This is a genomic window from Candidatus Thorarchaeota archaeon (assembly GCA_013388835.1).
In the GTDB taxonomy this organism is placed as follows: Archaea; Asgardarchaeota; Thorarchaeia; order Thorarchaeales; family Thorarchaeaceae; genus JACAEL01.
On sequence record JACAEL010000093.1, the window covers coordinates 1 to 8,027 of the forward strand.

At 53.9% G+C, this 8,027-nt stretch carries 7 protein-coding genes; 4 read left to right on the forward strand and 3 right to left on the reverse strand.

Annotated elements, in window-relative coordinates; translation table 11 throughout:
• Positions 1-1,032: amino acid permease (locus tag HXY34_13740; protein ID NWF97194.1), on the reverse strand; the 1,032-nt coding region annotated here is incomplete at its 3' end.
• A 303-nt stretch (positions 1,033-1,335) separates the two neighbouring features.
• Between HXY34_13740 and metG the strand changes: the two genes are divergently transcribed.
• Together metG and HXY34_13750 are read left to right on the forward strand one after the other, a co-directional pair.
• Entirely contained in the window at positions 1,336-3,405 is a 2,070-nt protein-coding gene (gene metG, locus HXY34_13745) for a methionine--tRNA ligase (protein NWF97195.1), read from the forward strand.
• A 242-nt stretch (positions 3,406-3,647) separates the two neighbouring features.
• Positions 3,648-4,166, forward strand: a complete 519-nt coding sequence (locus HXY34_13750) for a hypothetical protein (GenBank protein NWF97196.1) — start codon at positions 3,648-3,650, stop codon at positions 4,164-4,166.
• Between the two features lie 94 nt (positions 4,167-4,260).
• Here HXY34_13750 and HXY34_13755 read toward each other — a convergent pair whose 3' ends face one another.
• Entirely contained in the window at positions 4,261-5,238 is a 978-nt protein-coding gene (locus HXY34_13755) for a cysteine synthase family protein (GenBank protein ID NWF97197.1), read from the reverse strand.
• Positions 5,239-5,372: 134 nt separating this feature from the next.
• Positions 5,373-6,281: a VWA domain-containing protein gene (locus tag HXY34_13760; protein NWF97198.1), complete on the reverse strand. Its 909-nt coding sequence runs from the start codon at positions 6,279-6,281 to the stop codon at positions 5,373-5,375.
• 155 nt (positions 6,282-6,436) lie between these two features.
• Here HXY34_13760 and HXY34_13765 point away from each other — a divergent pair, with 155 nt between their 5' ends.
• Positions 6,437-7,123 carry a hypothetical protein gene (locus HXY34_13765; GenBank protein NWF97199.1) on the forward strand — a complete coding sequence of 229 codons (687 nt, stop codon included), beginning with the start codon at positions 6,437-6,439 and terminating at the stop codon, positions 7,121-7,123.
• A gap of 340 nt (positions 7,124-7,463) precedes the next feature.
• On the forward strand, positions 7,464-8,027 hold a 564-nt coding region (locus tag HXY34_13770; GenBank protein NWF97200.1), incomplete at its 3' end, for a hypothetical protein.

Below are 8,027 nucleotides of genomic sequence, written 5' to 3' on the forward strand. Positions count from 1 at the left end.
CCCCCAGACCTCAAGGCTTGCGGTCATCAGAACACTGACAATCAGGACCAAGACGACCCCAAGGACTGCAGCGTTGAGTTTCAGACCCCGCGTGTCACGGCCAAAGAAGGCGGGGAGGTATCCATCGGCTGCAAGAATGGACGCCTGCTTGCCTAGAGCCGCTAGGATTGCGTATGCAGTCCCAGCTGCAGAGAACGACGCAAATACGAACACAAGTCCAGCGAATACCCCGGTCTTGCTTGCAAGGATTCCCAGAAGGGTGGCTGAACCAGAACCTGATGGAATTTCTCCGATGGCCACAGCTCCAGAAGCGGCAAGTGAAACTATGAGGTAGACCACGAGAAAGATGGGCAGAGTCAGGAGGATTGTCTTGGGCATCTTCTTCTCGGGCTCAGTCAACTCACCGCTGAAGACAAGCATCAGGTCGAAGCCAAGAAGAGCCCATATGCTGTTGTTGAGCGCGCTCTGGAACCCATCCAACGATGGTACGACCACATTGGGAGTCCAGTTGGTGAAGAGCAAGGAGAAGACACCAATCACTAGGACTATCTTGATGACCACCCACAGAAAGGCAACAATCCCGAAGTGTTTGACCGGGGTCAGTCCCCCAAGAAGACCCAGCACCACCACGACCAACGCGGTCAAAAGCACAATGTTCAAAGTGGTCACGGCCAACCCGGTATAGATCTCCAGCGCTATCAGACCGAACAACGCAGTGAGAAACGCCAGCAGCGACCCGATGAAGATGTAGGCTGCAAGATAGAGCATACCAGTGAACGCGCCAGCCTTCCTTCCGAAAGCGCCTCCGACGTAGCTGTACGGACCACCACCCTGTGGGAACATCCCGACGCACTCTGCGTAAGAGAGCCCGACGGTCAGCATCAAAAGCCAACCCACGAATACCGCAGCGATGCTGAAGAACCCGGCAGAATTCGACCATGTCAGTGAATCCTTCCAGACCCCAGAACCGATGACAGTAGTCAGGGCGATTCCAATAATGCCAATTCTAGGCATTCCACTTTTGGTTTGCATTGAGAAGCATCACCTCTGGTGTATTACCACATGCCGCTTGCGGGGCTTTATTACTATCTCGGGCATATGGCCATCTGTCTGGTGTCAGTGCGCTTGAAACATCGACAGAGTTATATCAAGCGGGATACGGTCTGAGGTCCAACAACCTAAGGCGGGATAACAAGCTCACAATCTGCAATCCTACGAGTGTGATTCGCCTCAGTCAGTGGACCACCTCACACTCTGTGTGGCTGTTTGTAGCATGGCAGCAACCTGAGTGGGGACCAGATATATCCCGGCCAGCACGGAAGGAGTGTGAGACTCATGAGTGACAGCACTGTTATTGATACATTCCCATGCAAGGAGCCGGTCTTGGTCACTTGTGGCCTGCCCTATGCCAGTGGACCCCTCCATATTGGGCACCTCCGTACATATGTTCCCGCAGATGTCTTCGTCAGGCTCTTGAGGAAGATGGGGGTTGATGCGACCTTCGTCTGCGGTTCTGACACACACGGCACTCCAGTCCTGACCTCTGCAGAGGCAAAAGGGGTGTCGGCAAGAGAACTATACCTCAAATACCATCAACACTACCTGAACATCTTTCCACGACTGAACATCCACTTCGACAACTACGGGTCAACAGACGACCCCGAGAACATCCATCGGACGCTTGAGCTCGTCAAGTCACTGCAGAGAAACGGTTTCATCTATCCAAAAGAACTTGAGACCCCGTATTGTGACAAGTGCAAGAGGTCTCTGCCGGACAGGTTTGTGAGAGGGGAGTGTCCATACTGTCACAATGACGCTCGAGGTGACGAGTGCGACCAAGGTTGTGGGAGATACCTTGAACCCGGGGAGGTCTTGAACCCTAGGTGCGCTGTCTGTGGGTCTCAGACTCGACTGGTCAAGAGAACGCACTACTACTTCAGGCTCACTGCCTTCGACTCGTTTCTCAGAGAGTATCTGCAGGGCATCCAGGGCACCAAGAATGCAAGAAACTACGCTCTTGGCTGGGTGAATGAAGGACTGAGAGACTGGTGTATAACTCGTGATCTCAACTGGGGTGTGAGATTCCCCGGCGACGAGAGTCTTGTCCTCTACGTCTGGGTGGATGCACCAATACACTACATCTCAAGCACGGAGCAGTGGGCAAAGAAGACGGGGCAGGCGGATGCATGGGAGAAGTACTGGATGCCCGGGAATGGCAAGATAGTTCACTTCATCGGACAAGACATAGTCTATCATCACTGTGTATTCTGGCCGTCAATGCTCAAGGGGAGTGGCTACAACCTGCCTCATGCCGTTGTTGCTTCAGGCATGCTGAACATAGGGGGGCACAAGTTCAGCAGGAGCCGGGGCTATGTAGTATGGATAGAGGATGACTACTTGGCGATGGGCCTCGACCCCGACTATCTCCGTTACTACATGGTTTCATTCACAGGACACACGCGTGACCTTGACTTCTCATTCGAGGCGTTCCAGGACAAGGTCAATACTGAGCTTGCGGGCACCTTTGGCAACTTCATCTACCGGGCCATCTACTTCACCAAGAAGCACTTTGATACTGTTCCGGAAGGGGTTGTAGAGCCCGTCCTCCAATCAGAGATTCGGAGGGCTGTGCAGACCGCGATAGATTCGGCCAACGAATACGAGCCAAAGAGACTGGCAGACGAGGTCTTGCGACTGGCATCGGTTGGCAACAACTACTTCCAGAGCAACAAGCCATGGGACCTGGTGAAGACGGACAGGAAGCGAGCAGCCCAAGTCCTCTTCAACTGCGTCGCTCTCATTAAGGCACTGGCCATTCTTGTGGAACCCATAATGCCGGGCATCGCAGAGAGGATATGGACACAACTCGGACACACAGGGACCGACATACATGGTGTGCCTCTGGAAGAGTGCTGTTTGGCGCCGGCGGTTGGCACCCAGATTCGGGAACCAATCCCGTTGATTACCAAGATTGAAGAGGACTTCTTAGCCAAGCTGAAGGAAAACATTGACAAGAGAATACTTGATGCCGAGGCAAGGGCAAAGGGTGAGAAGCCCATGGAAGAGACGAGGACAGAAACGGTAACACTCGAGGAGTTCAAGAAGCTCGATTTGCGAGCAGGTAAGATACTGAGAGTTGAGAGAATCCCAAAGAAGGACAAGCTCCTATTGCTGACAGTTGACATAGGAAGCGAGACGCGGACGATTGTGACCGGCTTGGCAGACCAGTATACTCCCGAAGAACTGACTGGGATTACTGCTCTGTTCTTGATCAACCTAGAACCCAGGAAGATAGGCGGAGTAGAGAGCAAGGGCATGATCCTGGCGGTTGAGAAGGCAGACCAGCCCGGAAGGTGGTTGCTAGTCCGACTAGAGGGAGTCCCACCGGGGAGCAAGGCTGCATGATGTGCGACGAACACCAGCCGTAGGTCTACAGAACGAGCCAGACATCATCTATGATTCGTAATGCCAAGCAGTGGTGACCACGTATTGCCGACTGAGAGTTCTCACGACTAGAAACACCTCCTCGACCGACATGCGTTTCCGATAGTAGAGCAGACGCCTCACAGTGGCAGTGCCAACGGTTGCAATCAGGCACAAGGAACACTTTTCTTCTTGTACACCATGGCAAGGCCGGTGAAGTGTATATGGCCACCACTGTCACAAAGGCCCTAATCACAGACTTCCCCAAGTTCAAGGCGGCTTGGGAGAAAGATGCTGGGAAGCCAGAGAACACAATCTTGTACTACATCATGGCTGCGCTGAAGGTGGAGGATGACCCCGAACTCGCAGATGCCATGATGACTGTCGTGGTCACAAAGGATGACACCCTGGAGTCATCAAACAGTCCATCGGGGTACAAGCTACGACCCAATGCACGCTACTACATAGGTCAGTTCAAAAAGAATCCACACATTGCACGGTCGTACGTTGGAGGAACTCCAGACAACGACTATGCCTACTCCAAGAGCAGCCTGAAACTAGTAGTTACGAGGGTGGAAGATCGGGGGAATGACACGCTGAAGATCTTTATCGACAGCGGGGGAAAGGACCTTGACACACCTGTGACTGTTGCGAAGAACAAGAGCGGACAGTGGAAGCTGATAGAGTACTCCTCGATATGTACAGGTGTGAGGCCACCCAAGTCCCGGGAAAGGGACTTCTGAGGCCCGCCCTGCAAGCGAGCGACTGACCTGTGCTCTGCCGTTCAAGCACGCATGTTGCAGGTCATGCAGGGCACTGGTCAGTTCGTTCCCGCAGTCACTCCAGTCCTTCTTGGCAACGGACTCGGCCAAAGGAACCGTGTGAGACTTCAATGGGGCGGCTGGTAGGACTGTCCACCCGTGTCAGCAGGTATCTCTCGCCGGAATCAGGTAGTACGACAACAATGACCGCTCGTCCATTCTCTTCGAGACTAATCTCATGAGCCAGTCTTAGCGCGCAGTGTGCAGCTGCCCCCGAACTGGGACCGCAGAGAAGCCCTTCTCTTGTGGCAAGCAGAGCGGCAGTCCGCCACGCCGCTTCTGTGCTCACGAACTCTCTCCGGTCCACGAGCGAGCTGTCAAATATGCTAGGTACACACGAGGCGTCCATATTCCTGAGTCCGGGAATCTCCGACCCCTGTTCCGGTTCTACTGAGACAATGATGGTGTTCGGAGAATACTCCCGAAACCTCTTCGCAATGCCCATGAGCGTACCGGATGTGCCTAGTCCGGCGACCACATGTGTTATCTCGCAGCCAGCGTCTTCGAGTATCTCCTTTGCTGTCGATTCATAGTGGACCAACCAACAGCCGGGGTTGTTGTATTGGTCAGGATTGTAGTACTTCGAGGGGCTGCACCTGACAGCATTCCTTACGAACTCTCGTGCCCCGTCCACACCAAGCTCTGAGGGGGTCAGTATGACGCGAGCACCGTACGACTGCATGATGGCGACACGGACCGGAGAAGTCGACTCCGGAACTACAATCTCACAGTCGTAGCCCTTGAGAGCACATATCATCGACAGGCCGATGCCAGTGTTGCCACTGCTGGCCTCTATTACGGTCATACTGGTACGCAAGAGTCCTCTCTTCTCTGCAAGGTCAATCAGTAACCGGGCTATCCGGTCCTTTGAGCTTCCACCGGGGTTCTTCATCTCAAGCTTGGCCAGAATGCTAGCTCTCACGGACGGACTGACTCTATTAAGTCGTACCAGAGGAGTCCTCCCAACGGTCTCTGCGACATCATTGTAGAGCATATCGTGTCGTCAGGCTTCGTTTCGCTCGCCTAATACGGTTCTCTGCAACTTTTGCAACAAACCATGCGGAGCCCATGTGTCAAGCGCATATTCAGCTGACACTTGCATGTTGTCAACACCTCAGTATTCGAGAGCTACTTCTTGGACTTGGCTCTCAGCTGGCGAATCGCCTCACGAATGTCGTCTTCGGACACAGACTGCTCTCCTATCTGCACTTCTTCGCTCTTAGGGGCCCGCGCCGCAGCAGTGGCGGCAGGTCTGGCCATCGTCACCGCTCGCCTCTTTGTGCCCTTCGCAACCAGTCTTTCCGCAAGGTCCCGGACCATGTCGTCAGACATTTCGCCCTCAGCAGGGAGCTCTGCTTTGCCCAGAGATGCACCCATCTCCTCAAGGATGGACTGCTGGATGGCGAGTTTGTCAATCTCCTCGACAGCAATCCCAGTGATGAGCTGAACGAGCAGTCCCGCTTCTGTCAGGGGGAAGTACTTGCCTCCAGTCTGAGCAGCAATCTTCTGGAACACGGCAATCGCATTCTTGTACGACTCTATCTCAGGGTGACAACCCACGGTGTGGATGACGATTCCCTTGCTGTGAGCCTTCTCTATCTCGGCTTCCCAGCTTATTCCATCGGGGCACTCATGCCAGATGTCGCCCTCTTCGACGCCATGTGGGGGCGCGTCGCCGATGAGCACAGCGACCTTGGCTGCTTCAGTCAGGAACTCCATCCTGTTGGTGACATCCAGAGAATCAGCCACTGCCTCAGGACCATCTCCTCCCCCAGAAGCCTCCATTTCCATCACGTTCCTCTCTATCCGGGCGGTGTCCGAAGTGAGCTCGTACTTCCGCGTTACGTAAGTGGACTCCTCGGGGTGATGGTCTCTATAACAGACAAGTCCCACGCGCAGACGGTGACAGAGCTCCTCCTTCTTGATCGTTCGGATTATCTCCAGTATCCTCTGCTTCACTTGCTGGATGTACGGACCCATCGATCCAGTGTTGTCAACAACAAACACCAAGTCCAGCTGTCCCAGCTTCTCTGACATGCTCGGTATCCTCGATTGCGATTGCTGAGCCATGAGCATGACAGCATATGAACCTGCGCCCCACATGGTCCAGGGTCCTCTCCAGAGTCGGTATGCTTATCACCGATTCCAGCAGGTGAGTCACGACCAACACAAATGATGTGAGGAGACAGAGGTTGACCCTTCAGCTTGAGCCAGAGATGCGAGACGTGATAGCCGTCCACGCTTTCTTCGCTGCCATTGCCGCGTCCGTTCTTCTTGTGCCAGTTGGTGCTGCAGTGGGATGGAAAATGCTTGCATTGGTCTGCATATACAACGCGCTGATTCCCATTGTTGGGCTTATCCGAGGTCACTACGAATGGATAAACATCTGGAGCTTTGTCTTCCTGCTGAGCGTACTCCAGGTCTTTCCCGACTGGGTCCTGTCTGAGCAACTCGGCGTGCTGGTCTTTCCTGTGGATGGCTCGCCAATGATTGGGCCGGTCCCTCTCTACATGGCGGGTCTCTGGACCATACCGCTCTTTGCTATTATCTACTCGGGTGCCAGAGTTGAAGAGAAGTATGGCTACCTGCGAGCACAGGCATTCGTCGTGTCCATTAGTGTGCTCATATTCGGTATCGCAGAAGAGACCATGTGGATGCTGCCATCATGGGCAGCCCAGAACGTCTCGATGATTGGGCATGTTGCAGTCTACATAATCATCCCCGAGTTGGTGCTGGGCAGCGCCGCCTTCTTCATCTATTCCATCATCAGATTCGGTGGGCACTGGCGGAAGGTCTTCTGGGCCTTTCACATCATGGTCTTGTATCTTGGTGAGGCGGTCTTCTTCTATTTCGTCATTGAGAGGATACTGCTCGGTTAATGGTCAGGGCTTCGTATGTTTGGCGGCGAGCGACGCCATCAGTCCGTCTGATTCCCTCTGCACATGCGCCCCATGAACTCGGGCCTCGGAGAAACACTGTCAGAGCTCAGTCTGTGGCTTACTAGCATGCGGTCCACCAGAATCCGGCGATAGACCGAGGCAAGTCATGAATCTGAGGCAGTAATTCAGAATCTGTCACAAATACGGATATGAACGTACGGAGCAGAGTTCAGGCGGCCCCTCGGAGCGTTAAGGAGGTATCCATCTGTCACGACCACCTGTCTTCGAAAGGTTCGACGAAGTGGAGCCTTCACTTTCGGAACGGATAGAGAAGAACTCCATGACAGTGGCTGTGGTCAGCGCCATGTCAGAATCTGGTGGAATGATTAACAGTGCAAACATTCTCGGTGGTGAGGGGATTATCGAGGACGAGGAGACCCGCACACTTGCGGAGGTCGGATTTGGGCAGATCAACGTGGTTGACCTCTTTCAGATGCGTCAATACGTCCTCCATACAATCAAGTACGGGTCAGAGTTGGTCCGCCCGATAGCTGATGACTTGGGCAGTCACATCTATCAGGTCAAGGCTCATGTGGGAGATGTCTACTATCTCGGGCTGCTGATCACACCGTACGCGGATGTGAATCTCACATCCTATCAAGAGTTTGTGGACCTAACATGCAAGTACTACGCAGGCTCGTATCGACGAAGCGAAGCACAAAAGACTGCTGGGGTCATTGACGTCAGCACAGACTACGAGGGGGCCGACCAGACTGCAAAGGACATGCTGGCCCTGCAACATCATCTTGTCTTTGAGCGGCGAGAGATGCGAGGGGGCGTCGAGACCCTGCGAAAGCCCGTGAGTATGTTCGCGGTCATCCTAAGTGACATTGAGATCATGCAG